We start from the raw sequence: 21,584 nt of genomic DNA, 5'->3' as shown, positions 1-21,584 counted from the left end.
TATTACTTAAAATATTATCATATATATTACTCAAAACCTATGAATTTAGGGAAGGATTATTCAAACCAAGCTGGTTTGTCGCCTTCAGTGCCTGGCTTGAATACACCAATATTCTCTTTTGAATGTAAATCAGGGTGTTTTGCTATTTGTACTGCTAAGTTTGCGACACTTTTTCTAGATACTTCAGTACCTTCGAATTGGCCATCTTTTGTAGTGATTTCATAAATGTTTTCATTTTTATCAGTTAACCAACCTGGTCTAATAATTGTATAATCTAAATCTGATTGTTCAATTGTATCTGCAGCTTGACGATATAAATTAAGTTTCTCGCCAAATTGTTGTTTGTTCCATTCATTAAATGGTTCAGGTAATTCATCATAGATTCCTGGGGCAGCAATTAAAATTAAACGTTTAATTCCTTTTGCATCCATGGCTTTTACAATCGTTTCAGCATGACGATTAAGTGAACCAGATGTTCCAGTGAATACGATATCGATATTATCTAATGCTTTCTCTAAATCGCTTTGATTTTTAGCGTCACCTTCAAATACAGTTACTCTGTTTGAACCATAATCTGGAATACGGTGTGCATTTCTTAAAAATAGATTTACATTAAAATTTGAGTTTTCTAAGAAAATTTTGGTTGCTTCAATGGCCACTCTACCATTAGCTCCAATAATTAAAACATTCTTCATATATATTACTCCTCTCATCTATTGATTATATTATTTATTAATTTCATCAGTAATTTAAATTTAAACACTCTCAAAACAACTTTACTATAGTTGCAATGAGAGTGCTAATGAACTGTTTGATTAATTTAATCTTTCGTTTGAGGTTTCTTACCCCAATATTGATAATAAGTACATTCAATGTAACCATTAAATAACTTACGACGTTTTGTTGCTTTTTTATTAACTAAAAACTCATATTCTTTATTACTTGTTAAGATATAAGTAGATAGATATGGGTGTTGTTTCATCAATGTACCCATATAACGATACATTTCTTCTACTTCTTCTCTATCACCGATACGTTCTCCATACGGTGGATTACCAATTAATGCGATAGGTTCTTCACTATCAATCGTTAATGTATTGACGTCTTTAACGTTGAATTGAATAATATCTGATAAGCCAACTTCTTCAGCGTTACGCTTAGCAATTTCAACCATTTCTGGATCAATATCAGAAGCATAAACTTGAATCTCTCTATCGTAATCAGCTTGCTTATCAGCTTCATCTCGCATCTCATCATAAATATTTGGTGGCATGATATTCCATTCTTCAGATACAAAGTCTCTATTAAACCCAGGTGCAATGTTTTGTGCAATTAGACATGCTTCGATAGCAATAGTCCCTGAACCGCAGAACGGATCAATTAATGGTGTATCGCCAGTCCAATTGGCTAATTTAATTAAACTTGCAGCTAGCGTTTCTTTAATTGGCGCTTCACCTTGAGCTAAACGATAACCTCTTCTGTTTAATCCAGAGCCAGATGTATCAATTGTAAGTAATACATTATCTTTTAAAATAGAAACTTCTACTGGGTACTTAGCCCCTGTTTCATTTAACCAGCCTTTTTCATTATATGCATGTTTTAGACATTCAACGATGGCTTTTTTAGTGATAGCTTGGCAATCTGGCACACTATAAAGTGTTGATTTTACACTGCGTCCTTGCACTGGAAAACTCCCTTGTTGGTCAATAATTGTTTCCCATGGTAATGATTTAGTTTTTTCAAAAAGTTCATCAAATGTTGTGGCTTTAAATTGCCCCATAACGATTTTGACACGGTCTGCTGTACGTAACCATAAGTTACATTTAACAATAGCACTTTCGTCACCTTCAAAAAAGATACGACCGTTTTCTACTTGTGTTTCATAGCCTAATTCTTGTATTTCTTTAGCTACTACTGATTCCAATCCCATTGGACATACTGCTAATAATTGAAACATGCATTGTTCTCCTTTAGATTCATTTGATTTATGTTTATTTTAACAAAGATACTTTTAAAGTTTAATCATACATAGTCATTTATTTTTATAAAGTGAATTAAAATATTTTTGGTAAAATTGATTTAAGTAAATATATCATTAAAAAAAGCTCTCCGTTTGATGGGAGAGCTAAACTAGTTGTGATATTTCTGTAAGCCATGTTCTGTTCCATTGTACTCTAAACGTGCACTAGCCACACTGGTACGTTGGTGGTAACCATCTGTCTACCATAACATTTAAAATGTTAGTGTCTCGTTTATACGTTGAATTCCGCTAAACAAGTGCTCCTACCTAATTTGGATTGCTCACTCGAGGGGTTTACCGCGTTCCACCTTTTATATTTCTATAAAAGCTACGTCACTGTGGCACTTTCAAACTATTCTAACCCTATTCAAAGAACGTAGGTTATTTCGTTGCCGTCAAATTAATGCCTTGATTTATTGTTTCATCAAGCACGAACACTACAATCATCTCAGACTGTGTGAGCATGGACTTTCCTCTATATCACTATAGCGATTACCCAAAATATCACCTTTGAGAGTATAACATAAAAAAGGGTCTAGACAAAGCCTTTTAAAATTTAAGTCCCCATCTAAATGGAAACAAAGTGTTACGCTCACACTAATAGAAAGCTTTGTCTAAACCAATTCAAATATTATTTACCAAATACTGCTTTTTCTAAGTTAGAGATACGTTTTAAAATATCTACATTGTTTGATGATGCGTTGTTGTTAGAACCATTTGAAGAAAAGTTTTTATTCTCTTGTGGTCTAGTTGTCGCAACACGTAATCTTAATTCTTCAAGTTCTTTTTTTAATTTGTGGTTTTCTTCTGAAAGTTTTACAACTTCATTATTCATGTCTGCCATTTTTTGATAATCTGTAATGATATCATCTAAAAAAGCATCTACTTCTTCTCTTCTATAGCCACGAGCCATAGTTTTTTCAAAATCTTTCTCATAAATATCTTTTGCTGATAATTTTAATGAAACATCTGACATTTTTTCCACCTCATTCGAAACTTTGATCTTGAGACCACTGCAAGTCGTTGATGAAGTCAGTGAGTTCATCAAACGTCACAATATCACAAGTATAATTTGTTTTTTCCATAAAATCAACTAACATAGATTTAAAAAATTTAGGACTTGCTTCTTGTTCTTCATCGTATATTAATAAAGTTTGATCAGTATGGTCTAGCATAAATTGGTCGGTTTGTTTAAATTGAAACGGCCCCTGATACTCAGAATGAAAAACACTTTCAGTAAAATCAGCGTTATTAATAATATTCATGTACTTAGCTTGATTTTGTTCATTCCATTTAGATGTATGTCCCTCGAAAGGCGTTATCACACCTAGTTTAAGTTCGGGGTATATTTCTTTTAATTCAATAACAACATCTGCAGTCCATAATTCAATGCCCATCTGACCTTGTATTAATACCCATTCCAAACCTTCATCTAATAACTGTTCAATTTTATGTTTAATAAATTGCTTTAGATAGTAAACTTCTGGAGCATCATCTTTAAATATATTTAATTCATAAGATTTATATCCAGTGATATAAACAGTTTTAACCATAATTTCCCTCTTTAAACATTATATTTTAAAATATTATTCAAATCATATTGTACAGCTTTCATTTTTTCTGTAAAAAGCTTTCGACTTGTTCGTTTAAAATGGCATTCTACGGAAAGTTCTTCAATATTTTTAAATAATAAATCAACTTTCTTCTTGTTCATATATGTAGTATTAACGAGTGATTGTTCATAGTCTCTCAGTTGATTGAGCTGTGTATCTATATTTCGAACATATGGTTCTACAACTTTATGAAAATCTTCGTCTTCCTCTTTTTCTCTAACTCGTTCATATTTTTGGCCCATATGATTGACTTCTAATATTAAATTTTTAATGATATCTAACATCTAGTAGCCTCCTACATTATTAATCTATCATATTGTTTATCCCCCGTCATACGTGACGTATTGTTTTTATAGTTATAAATTGCACGTTAAATAAAAAAACTACCTGTTTACTATGCTTTATATAAAAATAAACGTGTTAAATAAGCATACAAAGGAAATAAATGTGTCTATTTTTATTGTTTATTTAATGAAAGCACGTTAAAATAAGGTTTGATGTATTTTAGGTTAGTGAAAAATGCATTAATTTTATAAAAGTTTGGTTAATTGTAAAATCTTGTGTATAATAATCGCAGTTTACTACCAGACTTGTGTGGTGAAATATATGAATTATCCTAATGGTCAACCATACAAAGAAAATAAGACTTTGGACGGACGCAAATCGTCATCATACTCAAGTAATATTGAATATGGTGGACGAGGTATGTCACTGGAAAAAGATATTGAGCATTCTAATGCTTACTATTTAAAAAGTGGCATCGCAGTCATTCACAAGAAACCTACTCCTGTACAGATAGTCAATGTTCACTATCCAAAACGGAGTAAAGCTGTGATAAATGAAGCTTATTTTCGTACGCCTTCAACAACAGATTATAATGGTGTCTATAATGGCTATTATATCGATTTTGAAGCAAAGGAAACGAAGAATAAAACTTCTTTCCCCTTGAATAATATCCATGATCATCAAGTTGATCATATGAAGAACACATACCAACAACGAGGTATTGTTTTTTTAATGATAAGATTTAAATCACTTGATGAAGTTTATCTATTACCCTATTCTAAATTTGAATTCTTTTGGGATAGATACAAAAAAGATATTAAAAAATCGATAACAGTTGAAGAAATACGAAAAAATGGTTACCATATTCCTTATCAGTATCAACCTAGATTGAATTACCTCAAAGCAGTTGATAAGTTGATATTAGATGAAAGTGAGGACCGCGTATGACGGAAAACAAAGGGTCTTCTCAGCCTAAAAATAAAGGCAATAATGGGAAGTCCGACGAAAAAAAGAATAGAAATGTGAAGAGAACGATTATTAAGATTATTGGCTTTATGTTTATTGCCTTTATTGTTCTATTGTTACTCGGTATCTTACTATTTGCATATTACGCATGGAAAGCACCTGCATTCACTGAATCTAAGTTAGAGGATCCTATCCCTGCTAAGATTTATGATAAAAACGGTGACTTAGTTAAGACGTTAGATTATGGTCAACGTCATGAACATGTGAATATCAAAGATGTACCACAAAGTATGAAAGATGCCGTCTTAGCTACAGAAGATAATCGCTTCTATGATCACGGTGCTTTGGACTATAAACGTCTATTCGGTGCAATAGGTAAAAACTTAACTGGTGGATTTGGGGCTCAAGGTGCTTCTACCTTAACTCAACAAGTTGTTAAAGATTCATTCTTATCACAACAAAAATCTATCGGTCGTAAAGCTCAAGAAGCTTACCTTTCATACCGATTAGAACAAGAGTACAGTAAAGATGAAATATTCCAAGTTTACTTGAATAAAATTTACTACTCTGATGGTGTAACTGGTGTTAAAGCTGCTGCTAAGTATTACTTTAATAAAGACCTTAAAGATTTAAACTTAGCTGAAGAAGCTTACCTAGCCGGCTTACCTCAAGTACCAAATAATTACAATATTTACGATCATCCTAAACAAGCTGAAGATCGTAAAGACACTGTATTATACTTAATGCATTATCATCATAGAATAAGCGATAAAGAATATGAGAAAGCTAAGAAAATCGATGTTAAAGCTAACTTAGTTCAAAGAAGTGATAAAGAACGTCAAAATACTACAGAAGATAAAAACCCAGAGTTAGCATCTTATGTGAACTTTGTTAAATCAGAATTAATGAATAACAAACACTTCAAGAAAGAAAACTTAGGTAACGTTCTTCAAAGTGGTATTAAGATCTATACAAATATGGATAAAGATGTTCAACAAACGCTTCAAGATAAGATTAACAATGGTAGCTTCTACAAAAACGATGACCAACAAGTTGGTGCTACTATCTTAGATAGTAAAACTGGTGGTTTAGTAGCCATTTCTGGTGGACGTAATTATAAAGACGTCGTTGACAGAAACCAAGCTACAGATCCACATCCTACTGGTTCATCATTAAAACCATTCTTAGCTTATGGTCCAGCTATTGAAAACATGAATTGGGCAACTAATCATGCTATTCAAGACGAATCTTCATATCAAGTAGACGGTTCAACATTCCGAAACTATGATACGAAGAGTCACGGAACTGTCTCTGCATATGATGCATTAAGACAAAGTTTCAACATCCCTGCCCTTAAAACTTGGCAACAAACTAAATCTAGCGCAGGTAACGATGCACCTAAGAAATTCGCATCTAAAGTTGGTTTAGATTACGATGGTAAAATTGGACCATCTGAAGTACTTGGTGGTTCTTCATCAGAATTCTCACCAACTCAATTAGCATCTGCATTTGCTTCATTAGCAAATGGTGGTACTTATAACAATGCTCATTCAATTCAAAAAGTTGTTACTCACGATGGTGACACTATTGAATATGATCATACTAGCCATAAAGCAATGAAAGATTCTACAGCCTATATGTTAGCTGAAATGCTTAAAGGTACATTTAAAGCCTATGGTTCAGCTTATGGTCACGGCGTATCTGGTGTTAATATGGGTGCTAAAACAGGTACTGGTACTTACGGTGCTGAAGTTTATAGTCAATATAACTTACCTGATAATGCAGCCAAAGATGTTTGGATCAACGGATTCTCACCTCAATACACTATGTCAGTGTGGATGGGCTTCAACAAAGTTAAAGAATACGGAACTAACTCTTTCGTAGGACATTCTGAACAAGAATATCCACAATATCTATTTGAAGAAGTCATGTCAGACATTTCTTCAAGAGATGGTAAAGACTTTAAAAAACCAAGCTCAGTTGAAGGTAGTGACCCTGATTCATTATCAGTAAAAGGACATTCAGATAGTAATACAACTAATAAGAGCACACATGGTGATAGTGATTCATCAACATCTTCTAATAGCGGTAACAGCAATGGAAGTAATGGATCATCATCAAATGGTTCATCAAGCTCTAACAGCTCAAATAGTTCAAATAGTAGTTCCCAACAAAACGGAAATGCCCTAACTAGTCTATTCAGCTTTAATTCAATATTTAATAATAAAGCTTCATAATATAGACGAAACGCCCAAATCCTAAAATAGGATTTGGGCGTTTTTTTGTTTTTATATAAATTAAAAAGTACCTACTAGATTTAACCAGTGGGTACTTCAACTTTATTATAAGTATGAAATGATTAGTGAATCACAATACATTTATTGGTTTCTTTTTTTACGAATTTGGTACGAAGCATTCATTTTTATTAACTCGGATTTTAATGTTTTCATTTGTCTATAACCCATAAAATGATATTTTCTTGCTAACATGTATTGATAGCGCTCACCAAAATTCATAGGAACAACTGGATAGTTATCAAGCTCATTTAGATTTAACTCATTGATTTCATTTATTTGTTTAAAATAACTTATAATCATTTCGAAATAAGCATCTATAACTGGTTTTGCTTCTGCTGATTTTAATTGTTTTTGGCTTGCGAATTGATCGAGTTGTTGTTCTAACTCTTCAAAGTCTTGTTTAGTTATCAAATGTTTCACGCTTCTTTCAAACTTGCTTTGTATCTTTTCTGACCTTCTCTACAATCTTTGAACAATGGACAAATATCACATTTTGGCTTACGAGCGAGACAATGATATCGACCAAAGAAAATAAGTTGATGATGGCTTTTATTCCAACGGTCTTTTGGTATGACAGAACAAAGTCTATCTTCAACTTGTCTTACATTATCTTTCCAGCGATTAATACCTAAACGTTTAGAAACACGTTCCACATGTGTGTCTACAGCGAGTGAAGGTTCATTAAAAGCGACACTCATTACGACATTTGCAGTTTTACGTCCAACACCAGCTAAACTTTCTAGTTCTTGATGTGTTTGTGGAATCTTTCCATCAAATTGATCAAGTAAAGATTGGCAAAGTTTTTTGATATTTTTAGCTTTATTTCTATATAATCCAATGGAACGAATATCCTGTTGTAATTCTTCATCACTTACATTTAGATAATCTTCTGGTGTTTTATATTTGGCAAATAATGAACGAGTAACTTTATTAACTAATATATCGGTGCATTGCGCAGATAAAAGTACTGCAATTGTTAATTCGAATGCATTATCATGTTTTAGTTCACATTCTGCATCTGGAAACATATCGGCAATTACATCAATCATTTCAAGTGCTTTTTTCTTACTAATCATCTGATTTCTCTCCATTTAACCAATCAAATTTTGGTACTTTCTTAACAGTGTGTTTCATTTTTGGTTTATTAAATTGCTTTCTAATTTCTTTTGAGTCATCAATTGTTTTGACATTATTTTTCTTCCAATTTAACAATATTCTATCCATATATTTAAAACTTAATTTATTTTGGCTATTTGCTTCATCAAGAGCAGCTTGAATAATTGATATATCATGTTTATCAACATCAATCCATTGGTTCAACGTTTCAATTTCATAAGGTGACAATGGTCTAGCAAATGTTTGTTCTATCATTTGGAATAATGTTTTAAACTTTTCTTTATCACTTTGTTCATTGGTATCAATTGTTTGCTTTTTAAGCAATTGACTTAGTTTTTCATAAAAAGGATCTAAATTCATATATTCTGTGAAGCGACCTTCTTCATCTTTATTAACGTTTAATTCTAATAATTCTCGTTGAATTAAATTTTGAATGACTGCAGTAACTTCACGTGGTTGCATCGTAGATCCCTGTTGAAGTGATTCAATGGATGGTTGTTTATTTGATGTTTCTGATGCATAAATAAGTTTGATTAAAATGATTAAATCTTGTTCATCTATACCTAGTTCACTGTAATGATCTAATAATTCACGACGAATCACAACAGGTCGAGTTTTTAATTGAAACTTGTCCATTGTACCCCTCCTATCATTAAAATTTAGACCTTCATTATATTTGATTAAATAGAAGGATTTTTATGGATGCCCTTAATAAAATGCAATGCATCATTATAAATTAGTATAAGATAAAAATGAACGCCCAGTCTATTTATACGACTGGACGACATGTAATATAATAACTTAAATTTAAATGAATGATGCTTATGGGTATAAACGATTTAATAAACGTGGGAATGGTGCAGTTTCACGTACATGTTCTACGCCTGAAATCCAAGCAACCGTACGTTCTAATCCTAAACCGAAGCCACTGTGAGGTACACTACCATAACGACGTAAATCTAAGTAATAGCTATAAGCTTCTGAATCTAATTCATGTTCATTAATACGTTGTTCAAGTAACTCTAAATCATTGATACGTTCTGATCCACCGATAATTTCACCATAACCTTCTGGAGCAATTAAATCAGCACACAATACTGTGTCTTCATTTTCAGGGTTAGGTTCCATATAGAATGGTTTAATTTTTGTAGGATAATTAGTGATAAATACTGGTAAATCATAATGATTAGCGATAGCAGTTTCGTGTGGTGCACCGAAATCTTCGCCCCATTCAATATCATCAAATCCTTCTTCTTTTAAGAATTTAACTGCATCGTCATAAGAAATTCTAGGGAATGGCGTAGCAACCTTTTCAAGTTTTGATGTGTCTCTATCTAATGTTTTTAATTCTAATTTACAGTTTTTAAGTACTGATTGTACGACGTGTGCAACAAATTGTTCTTGAATTTCTAAACTTCTTGCATGTTCAGTAAATGCCATTTCTGCTTCAATCATCCAAAACTCAATTAAATGACGTCTTGTTTTTGATTTTTCTGCACGGAAAGTTGGTCCGAAAGAAAATACATATCCGTGAGCCATAGCTGCAGCTTCTAGGTATAGTTGCCCACTTTGTGATAAGAATGCATCTTCATCAAAGTATTTAGTATGGAATAATTCACTTGTGCCTTCTGGAGCACTTGCAGTTAAAATTGGTGAATCAATTTTTGTATAACCATTGTCATTAAAGAATTCATAAGTTGCTCTAATAATTTCATTTCTAATTTTCATAACAGCATGTTGTTTCTTAGAACGTAACCATAAATGACGGTGATCCATAAGGAATTCAGTACCGTGATTTTTTGGTGTAATTGGGTAATCATGAGCCTCATGGATAACCTCGATAGATTTAACTTGCATTTCGTAGCCTAAATCTGAGCGGTTATCTTCAGTGATTGTACCAGTTACATATAAAGAAGACTCTTGTGTAATTTCTTTAGATAAATTAAAAACATCTTCGTCTACTTCTGATTTCACTACTACACCTTGCATAAATCCAGTGCCATCACGTAATTGTAAGAACGCAATTTTACCACTAGAACGTTTGTTAGTTAACCAAGCGCCAATTGTCACTTCTTGGTTAAGATGTTGTTTTGCTTGTTTAATCGTTGTATTCATAACCAGTCTCCTATTATTTTATCTTTTTTCAATACTTATTTATTTTAACAAAATATATTACCAACTTCTACAAGTTGAATTAAAAGTATGTGTATCCTATCACACAACTTTTATTTATCCACTGATTTTTGGATTTGTGATAATAATTTACTAAATTGATTAATGTCACCTTTTTTCTGGCGGTAATGTTCTAATGTTTGTTCAAAGAAACTTTTGTAATTACTATTGATGAGACGATCATCGAATGACACAATTAATCCTTTATCATTTTCATGTCGTATTAAGCGTCCTAAACCTTGTCTGAAACGTGTCACAGCATCAGGTAATACATAATCTTTAAAAGTTGATGTAAATTCAGAATTCATTAACCAATATTTAGCATTGTTTTTATTCATAAACGGTAATTTCGCAATCATGACGCATTTAATACCATTAGCTTGAAAATCAAAACCTTCAAAGAATGTTGAAGTACCTAAAAGAATAGACTTATCAAAGTGGTTAAACTGTTGAACAATTTTATAATTTTGATTTTGTTGTTGCGTTAATATGACATAATCCTCAAATTCAGGCAGTTCATTAAGCATATCTTGAACCATATGCATCATTTTATAACTTGTAAAAAGGATTAAACATTTAGATTCTGTTGTCGTTGTATATTCAATAACATAATTAACAATTGATGCTACATAATCGTCGACATTCTTATAGTTGTATGGTGCGACATCCGACGGAATAAATACATTAGTGTTTTTAGTATTTTGTAATGCTGATGCCACTTCGTACGTATTAAATTTAAAATCTTTGTTAAACCAATTTTTAAAGGAGTCAAACGACTGATTAAACGTTAATGTTCCTGAAATAAATGTTAAGGATTTGAATTTATCTAAGACTTGTTGTGTCAAAATATCTTTAACAGCATAATCTTTTACAAGTAAACGAATCGTTGATTTTTGGCTTAAATTTTTAATTGAAATAAAGCTTGTATGATTATCTTTCAAACTTTGTTCTGTTTGTCTAAAACGCTCTTTTAGGTATAATAATTGCTTTCTCATAGTCTTTATAGTTTTGTGACTCATGCCATTAAACACTTCTAATGTTTTGTTTAATTTGTGTATTAAACGATGTAAATCTTTGATAATCTGATCATTGTCAAATTCGTAAACATAATGATATTTGTGTATGTCATCGTCATATACGTCTGCGTTTTGTACAATATTGTAAATATTATTGAACAACTGTTCATTAAGTTCATGAATATCGTTAATATTTGATTTCAGACCAAACACATCTATTGGAGCTATATCTAATTTCTCTAAAATACGTTGTTGTTCTAAATGATCTATGGCTTTTAATAATTTTTCATTTTCATTTTTACCGATAAGCCCTAACTGATATTTAATATCTGCATAGTTTAATTCATTTGTAACTTGATTAAGTGCATAATCAGGTAAGCGATGTGCTTCATCAATAATACAATCGTCAAATAGCTGGTAAATTGAATTTTCAGCATCAGAATGAATTAAATGAGCGTGGTTCGTAACGCCAATTTGGATATTTTGAGCATTGCGTTTGAGGTAATTATAGTAATGAATATCATGACGAACTGGAACATAAGTTTCAATCTTCTGATCGAAATACATTTTTTGTCCGCCTTTTAAGTTCAATTCTTGAATATCACCTGTATCCGTTTCTGTAATCCAAATCAATAATTGCATTTTAAGTATACTAACTTCGTAATTGTTAGTTTCTTCTTTTAAAATTTGGCTTATAAGTCCAAGTGAAATATAGTCATTTTTACTTTTAATAAGTGTTGCGTTGACTTTGAAATTGAGTGCGTTATTTAAAGCCGGTATATCTTTTTCTAATAATTGACTTTGTAATAACTTTGTATTTGTTGAAATCATAACATGTCGACCAGTTTCGATATTATACATTAACGCAGCTAAAAGGTATGCTAGAGACTTGCCACTTCCAAGTGGTGCTTCTATCATGGCTTTTTCACCATGCATAAGTTGTTCTAAAATAATTTCTGATAAATAAAGTTGTTGTGGTCGATATGTTAGATCTAATTGTTTAGTTGCTTTTTTATATAGCGTCTTTAATGTGCCATTAAATTCAGTCACAGGTCCTTTTAAATCTACTTGCTTTTTATAAATAATTTGCTCAAATTGACCAAATTGTTGATCTAATGTTGCGGATTTATGTTGTCTTACCATTTCGAATAAAATGTGATATAAATCATATTTTAAGTCTTTACTTAAATAATATAATTGTTTCAATGTATCAAGCGGTAATTGTTCAAACTTTTCAAAGGTTTTAATCATTAAGTGAGCTGTGGTTGTAGCATCTTCATCCGCTCTATGTGCGTTTGTTAGAGGAATATTATGTGCTTCGGCTAGTTCACTTAATTGATAGCTTTTATCTGTTGGGAAGGCAACTTTAAATAATTCTAACGTATCCATAACACGTTTAGGTCGGTATTTGATATTGCAATTTTTAAATGCTTTTTTAATGAAGTTTAAATCAAACGCGACATTATGAGCAACGAATACACAGTCTTTAAGTTGTTGATAAATATCATTAGCAATATCTTTGAAATACGGTGCTTGTTCAAGCATTGTCTCTTCAATTGAAGTAAGTGCTTGAATAAACGGAGGTATTTCTAAATCAGTTCGAATCATTGAATGATATGTGCCTATTATTTTGTTTTGTCGAACGAAAGTAATGCCGATTTGAATAATATCATCGTAATCAAGTTGATTACCTGTAGTTTCTAAATCAACAACTGCATATGTTGCTATTCCCATAGCTATCTCTCCTAGTTTACATTGTTATAATTCTATATCTGCACTAATTAACCTTCTAAGTTGTCCTTGATTGTCCTTAACCATTAAGAAACCATCATGATCAATATCAATGGCTTCACCGATAAATTGTTCATTATTTTCTGTGAAACGTAATGGTCTTTGCCACATGTTTGTAGCTGCAATATATTCCTCACGAATATCTTCAAAAGGTACTTTTAAGAATTGATTATATCGCTTTTCAATTTCTTTAATTAATATATCTAAAAATTCATAACGATTAAAATCGTATTCTGAATGTATACGCATACTTGTTGCTCTATGTCTTATCTCTTCATCAAAATCAGTTTCTTGATGATTCATATTAATACCGATACCACAAATAATTGCTTCAATCGCATCGTAATTGGCAACCATTTCTGTTAGGAAACCACACACTTTTTTGCCATCTATGTATATATCATTAGGCCATTTAATCGTAACATCATCAGTTGAAAATTGTTGAATCGCATCTTTAATTCCTAATGCCATAAATAAATTGAATTTCGGAATCATTGCGTACGGTACATCAGGACGAAGTACTAGTGACATCCAAAGACCTTTGCCTTTACTAGAAGCCCAATTTCGATTAAAGCGACCTCGCCCTTTTGTTTGTTCATCACTCAATATTAAAAAGGTATCATGATTACCTACTAACGCTTGTTTCGCTTTTAATTGTGTTGAATCTACTGTACTCATTACTTCTATTTGATCAAATAAATCACGTTGCTCGATAATCGGATTAACAATACCACTATACCAATGATCTGGGAGTGTTTTTAGTAAATGCCCTTTATGATTAATAGATTCAATATCACAACCATCTAATTTTAATTGATCAATGACTTTTTTAACAGCTGCTCTTGAAATATTAAGTTGATCTGCTATGTATTGACCTGAAATATATTCAGGTTGATGTTCATATAGCATTCTTACAACATCTTGACTATATTTTGACATGACTATCCACCCATTTCATTATTTCATTATACGTATTGCTTACTTTGTTAGTTACGACGGCAACTTCTACTTTTCTTAAGACATCTTTGACCCAAGGACCACCTTGTTGATTTAAATGTTGCATCAAATCATTCCCGTTTATAGCTAGTTGTTGTCGTTGATTAATAGGTAATTGTTGATATGAATCTTTAATTGTCTGTTGATTTATAATCAGTGGACTTGCAGTTTTAATGTGATTTTTAGAAAGAGTTGGCGTATGCTTAATAATAGTTAAAATATCATTAATATCATAATCATACACCATCATTGTTAAATCTGATTTTGAATTGACTTCCGGTAATTGATTGATGATTGAAACCAGATGCTTAATATGTGATTGCTCTTTATTACTTATTTTAAGTTTTGATAATGGTTCTTCATTATTCATTTTCGCATTAAGTATAGCAATCCATACATCAAACTGCATAGGTTCATCAATTATTAAATTTTGCATGTCTAATTTTTCAAAATATGGAATATATTTAAAAGCATCTAATTGAATTAAATGATGATAGCTAGTAGCAACATTTTGACCACTGATTAATTTCTTGAGTTCAACGATAATACGTTCAATGGATAAATATTTGATATCTTCAATTTGATTTACCATAGCTTGGAACGTGTTATCTTCTATTGAAAAGTTAAGCTGAGATTGAAAACGTAAACCTCTTAATATACGAAGTGCATCTTCGGCAAATCTTTCAGAAGGATTACCCACTGTTCTTATAATGGCTTGATGAATATCACTTTCACCATTAAAATAGTCAAATGTCTTATACTCAGTGTCCATTGCAATTGCATTTATTGTAAAATCACGTCTTTGAACATCTTCGTATAAATCTCTTACGAAATGAACATCACTTGGGCGACGGTGATCAATATATTCCTCTTCAGCACGAAATGTTGTTACTTCATAATTTTCATGATTGAATACTACATTAATCGTACCATGTTCTTTTCCTACTGGGATAGTATGGCTGAAAATGGATTCAATCTCATCTGGTGTTGCACTTGTAGTAATATCTATATCGTGAATTTCTCTATGCATGAGATAATCTCTTACAGAGCCACCTACAAAATAAGCTTGAAATCCTTGTTGTTGTATTTGAGTTAATATGGGTTTGGCTTTTTCAAATAGTTCATTACTCATGCAAGTTCTCACCTTTATTTAACATTTGACGGTAATAATGTTCATATTGATCTGTAATCAATTCTGAGCCAAATCGTTGTTCTATATCTAATAACATTTGTGATTGTAATTGTTGATAAAGCTCATTGTCTTGTAATAGTTTAAGTGCATATTCAGCCGCTTTGTCACTGTCACCTACATCGACAATAAATCCAGTTTCACCGTGTTTAATGACTTCTTTAATACCACCTGCATTTGAACCAATAGGAACGACACCTGTTTTCATAGCTTCTAAAAGCGTTAATCCAAAGCTCTCTTTTTCACTTAATAATAAAACTAAGTCTGATAATTGATAGAATGCACTAACGTTATCTTGCTTGCCTAAAAAGAGAACATTCTCTTCTACACCAAGATCTCGTGTTTTTTGACGCATATCAATGAGTTCTGGGCCATCACCTAGTAAAATTAATTTACTTGGGATTTGTTGATGAACTTTAGCAAATGTTTCAATGACTGTATCAATTCGTTTTACTGATCTAAAGTTAGAAACATGAATCAATACCTTTTCATGTGGTTCAATACCATAATCAGATTTGAAGCTTTCGTCATGACGAGTAGGAAATTCATTTTCTCTAACGAAGTTATATATAGGTATGATTTCTTTTTCAGTATGAATAATTTCTTTAGTTTGTTCTGCTAATGAATGACTGACACTTGTAACGATATCGCTCTCTTCAATACCGAATTTAATAGCACCTTTAAGTGAATGGTCATAGCCAAGAACTGTTATATCAGTACCATGAAGTGTCGTCATAATTTTAATATCTTTACCTGACATTTGTTTTGCTAAAATACCACAAATCGCATGTGGCACAGCATAATGCATATGTAAAATATCTAAGTCATACTCTTTTATCACTTCTGAAATTTTAGTACTTAACGTAATATCATATGGTGGATATTGGAAAACGGCATATTGGTTTACTTCAACTTGATGGAAAATGATATTAGGTAATGGTTTGCGGATTCTAAATGGTATGTTTGATGTAATAAAATGAACTTCATGACCTCGCTCAGCCATTTTAATACCTAATTCTGTGGCAATGATACCTGAGCCACCCATGGACGGGTAACACGTTATTCCTATCTTCATTTATGTCCCATCCTTTCTATTATCAATTTATAAAATAGTTACTTTCTCTCGAATCGATTATAATCACGTGTATTGAATTTTTGCATAGTTTCATCAAAACTTTCAGTCATATCGATTCCTAATGAATTGGCAATACATAGTAATACAAATAAGTTATCGCCTAACTCTGCTTTAATCGTATTATCTTCTTCAGTATCTTTCTTTTTCTTCTCACCGTAATGATGATTAATTTCTCGAGAAAGTTCTCCAACTTCTTCTGTTAGTCTAGCGAGATTAGCTAAGGGAGAAAAATAACCTGCTTTAAATTGACTAATATAATCATCTACTTCTTTTTGCATTTGAGTCATTGATTTCAATTAAATTCTCTCCTTTGAATGCATTTCTAATATAGTATATATCAAAATAAAGTGATATGCATTCTTAGTGCAATTTAAGGTTGGTAATTTATTTTTATTGCTTATTGGGATGGTGATTAATGATGATTAATATGAAAAAGCATAAAAAAAACTGGTTAATAATGTCTGTATGACAATATCAACCAGTGGATGTGTCTAAATTTAAATCATATAGTTATTAATCACTTGATCTAGCGATTAAAATAATACGTGCTAATTCAGCTAATGCAACTGCTGTTGATGCAACATAAGTCATTGCTGCAGCTGATAATACTTTTTTAGCGTGTTTGTACTCTTTCTCATTTACGATATTCAATGCTGTAATTTGTTTCATTGCACGTGAACTGGCATCAAATTCAACGGGTAATGTCACGATTGAGAATAAAACTGCTAGTGACATTAATCCAGCACCAATCCATAATGCAGTAGATCCAAAGGCACTACCTAATGCAGTTAACACAATACCTAACATAATAACAATGTAACTTAATGAACTACCTAAGTTAGCTACAGGTACTAATGCTGATCTGAATCTCAAGAATACATAACCTTGTTGGTGTTGAATTGCGTGACCAACTTCGTGGGCTGCAATGGCTGTACCAGCAACAGAAGGTCTATCGTAGTTTGCAGGAGATAAACAAACAACTTTTTTATTTGGGTCATAGTGGTCTGTTAAGAAACCATCACCTTTAACTACATCGACATCATAAATGCCGTTTGCATGTAGGATTTCTTCAGCTACTTCACGACCAGTCTTACCACTTGTGGATCTAACTTGTGAGTATTTTTCATAGTTAGATTTAACTTTATGTTGAGCCCACATTGGAATGACCATTAATATTACAAAATAAATAATCATTGATATTAAAGACAATAAACTCACTCTCCTTTAATCATATTTTACTGTCAAAATGCACTTTAATCAAATGATTTAACTTTCAATACTTGTTTAAGAAATAAATATAAAAATAGCGAAATGATACTTAGACAAATAGATAATACCCCAATTTCAATAACATGGGAAGCAATAAACTTATAATAAGGAAATTGCATTTTAACATAGTCCATATAATCGTTTAAAAACACCCAAATTAATGAAATTAAAAAACCCAAAATAGTTATTTTAAAGCGAGGATAAAAGTAAAATGCTTGTAATGCCATAATGCCATGTGATATCAAAAGCATTAATCCATTAATAGTTACCTCTCCATCTATTACAAACATAATCAAGTTCATAATCACTGCCCAAACACCATATTTTATTAAAGTTACGAATGCTAAAGCTTCAATTATGGATGATGATTTATTTAATAACAATAATGCAATGGATATAGTTAAAAATAACGAAGCGGTTGGGCTATCTGGAACAAAAGGAACAAAATAAGATGGTGTTATATACAACTGACCACTATACCAGTCATAGCCATATATTGTACCTATCGCATTACATACAAGTAAAAATATTAAAAACGGTCGATAATATAATGAAACTTCCCAGTATTGTTTAATAGTCATTATTGTTATCTCCGATATCATGTTTAGTTTTCTTAGCTTTTAAAATATTAAGTATTTGTGTAAGTTGGTAAAATCTTTCTTGTTCTTTCATCTGTAGACTTAAATCTATATTATCTTGAAGTGTTTCAATTAAGGTTGTTTGTTTACGATCACTCATAGAGATTGAATACAAATCTTGAACATACGATGTATAATGTGGCGAATGGATTAATTGCGCTAAAATTAAATCGTCTAATCGACTTTCACGTTGATGTTCAGAAGAAAAATGCAATTGGATATCAAAAGTCATATCGTTATTTGCAATAACTTCGAAAATTTCATTTGTGTTAACGAGTGCTTGTTGATGGTCGTTAAATTGAATTGCAGAAGCATCTGAATTTACTTCTGCAATTTGTAATGTCATATGTTGTTGTATTTTTTCCTCGACGAAATGTATACGTTGTAGTTTTTTTGGACTAGCTTTTAAATAATTTAATACCCATACTGAAATACGAGATTTAAATTCATAATGGAATAGCAAATATTCGATAAAACTTTGTTTCATTTTTGTAAGGGAGCTATTCATTTCGTACCATTCCTTTTAAGATTGTAAACGCATTGCTTCATCATGCCATGTTTCATTGCTTGGATCCATTTCAAGTAGTTGATCAAGAATAGATTTAGCTTGTTCTTTTTGCCCTATTTCTACGAGATAGAAATAGTAGTCGCTTAAGAATTCAGATTGTGTTTTTAAAGTTGGATAAGCTAATTCAAAGAAATGTTGTGCTTCTTTGTCACGTTCTTCTTGTCCGTAGGCATAGGCTAAATGCCACATAAACACAGGGTCTAAATCTTCTTCATCTACATATGTGAGCAAGTCGATAAGTGCTTCATAATCTTCTTCACTTCTATATAAATCACTTAAAATCAATAATGGCTCATGATATGCATTATCTACTTCTAGTGCTTGTTTTAATAAAGTGACACCTTCATTCGCATCGCCATGTTCAATTTCTATACTACCTGTTGAAACCATTAATTCTTTATAAAATTGACTTAAACGTAATCCTTCTTTACCAATTTCAATAGCATCCGGATAATTTTTTTCGTTTTCGTATAATGATTGTAAATAGAAATAACCTTGTAAGAAATCAGGGTCTTTCGTTAATAACGTTTTCATTATTTTAATGGCTTCTTGTGTTATGTCATTTTTTTCATAAGCAATTGCTTTTTTGAAATAATCTTCAGAATTCATCTCAGTTTCATTAATTTCATCATATAGGCGAATAGCATCACTATAATTTCCGCTTTGTAAGCTACAATCTGCTTGTCTAGAGAATAAGTTAATACCATTGACTTCATATTCACCAGTTTCAAGTACTGTTTCATATTCAGTGCTAGCACGTAAATATTGCCCATCGAAATATAGTAATTCTGCTAAAGCGAAATGTAGAATTGGATCATTAGGTTCTAATTGAATCGCGGCTTGAATTTTATCGATAGCGACTTCAAGCATATTAATTTGTTGATATAAATCTGCTTCGAGCATTAATTTTTCTGTAGATTCTTCAACTTGACTTAAATACTCTAACGCTTCGTCAGTTTGGTTCTCTGACATTAGCCCTTCAATAAAGTAAATAAGTAATTCACTTTCGTCTGGATATCTGTGATAAAGCGTTCGGAATACTTCTAAACCTTGTGGTGTTAAACCAAAGTTGTAAAGTGTTTCACCTAAAATGAATAATGCATCATCGTTATTTGAACTCAGCACTTCATTTACACGAGTATCTAAATTTGTTAATTTTTGTAAATTGATATCGTCTATTAATTTGTAGATATCTTCCATTACTATTTTCCCTCATTTTCTAAAAGCTTGAATTTTGGTAAGAAACCTGGAAATGAAACATTAACTGCATCAAATTGTTCTATGGATAAAGGTTCTGAGCTGAGTAGTGATGCAACAGCTAACATCATTCCTATACGGTGATCGGTCTGACTATCAACTGTGACACTAGTTTTAAATTCAGAAGGATGGATTATAAGACCATCATTTGTTGGTTGCAATTCAAAACCTAATTGATTTAGCATATCTGCTGTCGTATCAATTCTGTTTGTTTCTTTAACCTTTAATTCTTCTGCATCTTTAATCACACTCGTACCTGACGCTTGTGTACAAAGTAATGCAATGACGGGTAATTCATCAATTGCTCTCGGTACAAGTTCTCCATATATTTGAATGGGTTTTAAATTTGGTGTATAACGCACACGTAAAGATGCAGTCGGTTCCGATTCTTCTGTTATGTCACTAAGTTCAATATGACCACCCATTTGTTTAACGATGTCTATGATACCTGAACGAGTTGGGTTAATGCCAACATTATGAATTGTAACATCACTGCCAGGTGTGATTAAGGCTGCAACGATGAAAAATGCAGCAGAAGAAATATCGCCTGGAACATGAAAATCACGTGGTTGTATATGTTGTACTGCTAATGGTTTGGTAGTAATCGTTTTATCATTAACTGAAATAGGAATATTAAAATGTTCAAACATAGTTTCTGTATGATTACGGCTAACATCTATTTCTGTGATGCTAGAAGATTCTTTAGAAAAGATACTAGCAAATAATATAGCGCTTTTTACTTGGGCACTAGCTACTTCCATAGTATATTGCATGCCTTTAATGTTTGAAGGCTTAATAATTAAGGGTGTGTAATTACCATCCACGCCACTAATTTGTGCGTTCATTTTTAGTAATGGTTTTAATACTCTATCCATTGGACGTTTACCGATTGAAACATCTCCCGATAATACACTTTCCAGACCAACACCACTTAACAATCCGGCTAATAAACGTGTTGTTGTGCCTGAATTACCTGTATACAGAACTTGATGTGGCGTTTTAAAATTTTGATAACCAGGTGAATCAACAATAATACGATCTTCTTCTTCGGTGATTGTTACACCTAAAAGTTCAAAGATGGCCATCGTTCTTTTACAATCTTCACCTAATAATGGTTTATATATAGTTGTTTGTCCTGTTGCTAATGATGCGAGCATAATTGCTCTGTGCGTGATGGATTTGTCACCAGGCACCTCAATGTTCCCTGTTAAAGGACCATTAATATCAATTGTTTGTGTAATCGACATCATTTATTC

21 protein-coding genes and 1 other RNA gene are annotated in these 21,584 nt (G+C 31.9%); 2 read left to right on the top strand and 20 right to left on the bottom strand.

What is annotated here, in order from left to right; all coding sequences use genetic code 11:
* Nucleotides 1-56 precede the first annotated feature (56 nt).
* From N524_RS0100420 to N524_RS0100400, 6 genes are all read right to left on the bottom strand, one after another.
* A complete protein-coding gene (locus N524_RS0100420; RefSeq protein WP_017637987.1) occupies nt 57-695 on the bottom strand; it encodes an SDR family oxidoreductase in 639 nt (212 codons plus the stop codon).
* A gap of 125 nt (nt 696-820) precedes the next feature.
* Entirely contained in the window at nt 821-1,957 is a 1,137-nt protein-coding gene (locus N524_RS0100415; RefSeq protein WP_017637986.1) for a THUMP domain-containing class I SAM-dependent RNA methyltransferase, read from the bottom strand.
* Nucleotides 1,958-2,143: 186 nt separating this feature from the next.
* An RNA gene (gene rnpB / locus N524_RS13075) (RNase P RNA component class B) lies at nt 2,144-2,524 on the bottom strand.
* Between the two features lie 127 nt (nt 2,525-2,651).
* Nucleotides 2,652-2,996 (bottom strand): cell division regulator GpsB, encoded by a 345-nt coding sequence (gpsB, locus tag N524_RS0100410; protein WP_017637985.1) that lies wholly within the window; start codon nt 2,994-2,996, stop codon nt 2,652-2,654.
* Nucleotides 2,997-3,006: 10 nt separating this feature from the next.
* A complete protein-coding gene (locus tag N524_RS0100405; protein WP_017637984.1) occupies nt 3,007-3,573 on the bottom strand; it encodes a DUF1273 domain-containing protein in 567 nt (188 codons plus the stop codon).
* Nucleotides 3,574-3,584: 11 nt separating this feature from the next.
* The gene (locus tag N524_RS0100400; protein WP_029055341.1) at nt 3,585-3,917 is read right to left on the bottom strand and encodes a DUF1798 family protein; all 333 of its coding nucleotides are present in this window, start codon (nt 3,915-3,917) and stop codon (nt 3,585-3,587) included.
* 322 nt (nt 3,918-4,239) lie between these two features.
* Here N524_RS0100400 and recU point away from each other — a divergent pair, with 322 nt between their 5' ends.
* A complete protein-coding gene (gene recU, locus N524_RS0100395; RefSeq protein WP_017637982.1) occupies nt 4,240-4,866 on the top strand; it encodes a Holliday junction resolvase RecU in 627 nt (208 codons plus the stop codon).
* Complete coding sequence (locus N524_RS0100390) at nt 4,863-7,121, top strand: transglycosylase domain-containing protein (RefSeq protein WP_029055340.1); 2,259 nt, start codon at nt 4,863-4,865, stop codon at nt 7,119-7,121. The genes recU and N524_RS0100390 overlap by 4 nt, the downstream gene beginning before the upstream one ends.
* Before the next feature lie 141 nt (nt 7,122-7,262).
* On the opposite strand, the gene N524_RS0100385 is transcribed toward N524_RS0100390, so the two are convergent.
* The 14 genes from N524_RS0100385 to aroA all read right to left on the bottom strand — a co-directional run bounded on the left by N524_RS0100385 (nt 7,263) and on the right by aroA (nt 21,575).
* Nucleotides 7,263-7,592: a YpoC family protein gene (locus tag N524_RS0100385; protein WP_026083522.1), complete on the bottom strand. Its 330-nt coding sequence runs from the start codon at nt 7,590-7,592 to the stop codon at nt 7,263-7,265.
* Nucleotides 7,593-7,597: 5 nt separating this feature from the next.
* Nucleotides 7,598-8,257, bottom strand: coding sequence for an endonuclease III (gene nth / locus N524_RS0100380; protein ID WP_017637979.1), 660 nt, complete (start codon nt 8,255-8,257; stop codon nt 7,598-7,600).
* On the bottom strand, nt 8,250-8,933 hold the full coding sequence (locus N524_RS0100375) for a DnaD domain-containing protein (RefSeq protein WP_017637978.1): 684 nt from the start codon (nt 8,931-8,933) through the stop codon (nt 8,250-8,252). Before N524_RS0100375 ends, nth begins: the two co-directional genes overlap by 8 nt.
* Before the next feature lie 186 nt (nt 8,934-9,119).
* Entirely contained in the window at nt 9,120-10,412 is a 1,293-nt protein-coding gene (asnS, locus tag N524_RS0100370) for an asparagine--tRNA ligase (protein WP_029055339.1), read from the bottom strand.
* A gap of 110 nt (nt 10,413-10,522) precedes the next feature.
* Entirely contained in the window at nt 10,523-13,219 is a 2,697-nt protein-coding gene (locus N524_RS0100365) for a helicase C-terminal domain-containing protein (protein WP_029055338.1), read from the bottom strand.
* Between the two features lie 24 nt (nt 13,220-13,243).
* Nucleotides 13,244-14,215 (bottom strand): biotin--[acetyl-CoA-carboxylase] ligase, encoded by a 972-nt coding sequence (locus tag N524_RS0100360; protein WP_029055337.1) that lies wholly within the window; start codon nt 14,213-14,215, stop codon nt 13,244-13,246.
* On the bottom strand, nt 14,202-15,404 hold the full coding sequence (locus N524_RS0100355) for a CCA tRNA nucleotidyltransferase (protein ID WP_029055336.1): 1,203 nt from the start codon (nt 15,402-15,404) through the stop codon (nt 14,202-14,204). Before N524_RS0100355 ends, N524_RS0100360 begins: the two co-directional genes overlap by 14 nt.
* Entirely contained in the window at nt 15,397-16,536 is a 1,140-nt protein-coding gene (bshA, locus tag N524_RS0100350) for an N-acetyl-alpha-D-glucosaminyl L-malate synthase BshA (protein WP_029055335.1), read from the bottom strand. Before bshA ends, N524_RS0100355 begins: the two co-directional genes overlap by 8 nt.
* A gap of 38 nt (nt 16,537-16,574) precedes the next feature.
* Nucleotides 16,575-16,892 (bottom strand): nucleotide pyrophosphohydrolase, encoded by a 318-nt coding sequence (locus tag N524_RS0100345; RefSeq protein ID WP_017637972.1) that lies wholly within the window; start codon nt 16,890-16,892, stop codon nt 16,575-16,577.
* A gap of 217 nt (nt 16,893-17,109) precedes the next feature.
* Nucleotides 17,110-17,805, bottom strand: a complete 696-nt coding sequence (locus tag N524_RS0100340; protein WP_017637971.1) for a zinc metallopeptidase — start codon at nt 17,803-17,805, stop codon at nt 17,110-17,112.
* A gap of 44 nt (nt 17,806-17,849) precedes the next feature.
* Complete coding sequence (locus N524_RS0100335) at nt 17,850-18,446, bottom strand: DUF1405 domain-containing protein (RefSeq protein ID WP_029055334.1); 597 nt, start codon at nt 18,444-18,446, stop codon at nt 17,850-17,852.
* Nucleotides 18,436-19,011 carry a YpiB family protein gene (locus N524_RS0100330; protein WP_029055333.1) on the bottom strand — a complete coding sequence of 192 codons (576 nt, stop codon included), beginning with the start codon at nt 19,009-19,011 and terminating at the stop codon, nt 18,436-18,438. The genes N524_RS0100335 and N524_RS0100330 overlap by 11 nt, the downstream gene beginning before the upstream one ends.
* A gap of 15 nt (nt 19,012-19,026) precedes the next feature.
* The gene (locus tag N524_RS0100325; protein ID WP_029055332.1) at nt 19,027-20,271 is read right to left on the bottom strand and encodes a tetratricopeptide repeat protein; all 1,245 of its coding nucleotides are present in this window, start codon (nt 20,269-20,271) and stop codon (nt 19,027-19,029) included.
* A 2-nt stretch (nt 20,272-20,273) separates the two neighbouring features.
* Nucleotides 20,274-21,575, bottom strand: a complete 1,302-nt coding sequence (aroA, locus tag N524_RS0100320; protein WP_029055331.1) for a 3-phosphoshikimate 1-carboxyvinyltransferase — start codon at nt 21,573-21,575, stop codon at nt 20,274-20,276.
* Nucleotides 21,576-21,584: the final 9 nt, after the last annotated feature.

Source organism: Staphylococcus sp. URHA0057 (assembly GCF_000620265.1).
Classification (GTDB): domain Bacteria; phylum Bacillota; class Bacilli; order Staphylococcales; family Staphylococcaceae; genus Staphylococcus; species Staphylococcus pasteuri.
This window is presented reverse-complemented; position numbering and strand designations above follow the sequence as displayed.

Coding starts and splice junctions, on each gene's coding strand:
- N524_RS0100420 (WP_017637987.1), bottom strand. CDS start 695: ATGAAGAATGTTTTAATTATTGGAGCTAATGGTAGAGTGGCCATTGAA.
- N524_RS0100415 (WP_017637986.1), bottom strand. CDS start 1,957: ATGTTTCAATTATTAGCAGTATGTCCAATGGGATTGGAATCAGTAGTA.
- gpsB (WP_017637985.1), bottom strand. CDS start 2,996: ATGTCAGATGTTTCATTAAAATTATCAGCAAAAGATATTTATGAGAAA.
- N524_RS0100405 (WP_017637984.1), bottom strand. CDS start 3,573: ATGGTTAAAACTGTTTATATCACTGGATATAAATCTTATGAATTAAAT.
- N524_RS0100400 (WP_029055341.1), bottom strand. CDS start 3,917: ATGTTAGATATCATTAAAAATTTAATATTAGAAGTCAATCATATGGGC.
- recU (WP_017637982.1), top strand. CDS start 4,240: ATGAATTATCCTAATGGTCAACCATACAAAGAAAATAAGACTTTGGAC.
- N524_RS0100390 (WP_029055340.1), top strand. CDS start 4,863: ATGACGGAAAACAAAGGGTCTTCTCAGCCTAAAAATAAAGGCAATAAT.
- nth (WP_017637979.1), bottom strand. CDS start 8,257: ATGATTAGTAAGAAAAAAGCACTTGAAATGATTGATGTAATTGCCGAT.
- N524_RS0100375 (WP_017637978.1), bottom strand. CDS start 8,933: ATGGACAAGTTTCAATTAAAAACTCGACCTGTTGTGATTCGTCGTGAA.
- asnS (WP_029055339.1), bottom strand. CDS start 10,412: ATGAATACAACGATTAAACAAGCAAAACAACATCTTAACCAAGAAGTG.
- N524_RS0100365 (WP_029055338.1), bottom strand. CDS start 13,219: ATGGGAATAGCAACATATGCAGTTGTTGATTTAGAAACTACAGGTAAT.
- N524_RS0100360 (WP_029055337.1), bottom strand. CDS start 14,215: ATGTCAAAATATAGTCAAGATGTTGTAAGAATGCTATATGAACATCAA.
- N524_RS0100355 (WP_029055336.1), bottom strand. CDS start 15,404: ATGAGTAATGAACTATTTGAAAAAGCCAAACCCATATTAACTCAAATA.
- bshA (WP_029055335.1), bottom strand. CDS start 16,536: ATGAAGATAGGAATAACGTGTTACCCGTCCATGGGTGGCTCAGGTATC.
- N524_RS0100335 (WP_029055334.1), bottom strand. CDS start 18,446: ATGACTATTAAACAATACTGGGAAGTTTCATTATATTATCGACCGTTT.
- N524_RS0100330 (WP_029055333.1), bottom strand. CDS start 19,011: ATGAATAGCTCCCTTACAAAAATGAAACAAAGTTTTATCGAATATTTG.
- N524_RS0100325 (WP_029055332.1), bottom strand. CDS start 20,271: ATGGAAGATATCTACAAATTAATAGACGATATCAATTTACAAAAATTA.
- aroA (WP_029055331.1), bottom strand. CDS start 21,575: ATGTCGATTACACAAACAATTGATATTAATGGTCCTTTAACAGGGAAC.